Annotated in this window: 1 protein-coding gene; it reads left to right on the top strand. The window is 49.8% G+C overall.

The window, feature by feature from the left end; translation table 11 throughout:
* Positions 1 to 8 precede the first annotated feature (8 nt).
* Positions 9 to 269 (top strand): RnfABCDGE type electron transport complex subunit D (locus tag A6R74_RS10395; RefSeq protein WP_240488204.1); only part of this gene is annotated, 261 nt, incomplete at its 3' end.

The following is a 269-nucleotide window of genomic DNA, read 5'->3' on the forward strand; positions in this document are numbered from 1 at the left end:
GCCTGATAATGGGTATTCAAAAGACACTCAAAAATATCGAGCCGCATTTCCAGAAAGGCGGAAAGTACGAAAAGTTCTATCCGCTCTTTGAAGCGGTAGATACCATTTTCTATACGCCACCGAGCGTGGCTAAAACCACCGCTCACGTGCGTGACGGTATCGATCTAAAACGCATCATGATTACTGTATGGATGTGTACCTTCCCCGCCATGCTGTTCGGTATGTGGAACGCAGGCTGGCAGGCTAACACCGCCATCGGCGCAGGTTAC

The organism is Halomonas sp. ALS9 (assembly GCF_001651035.1).
In the GTDB taxonomy this organism is placed as follows: domain Bacteria; phylum Pseudomonadota; class Gammaproteobacteria; order Pseudomonadales; family Halomonadaceae; genus Vreelandella.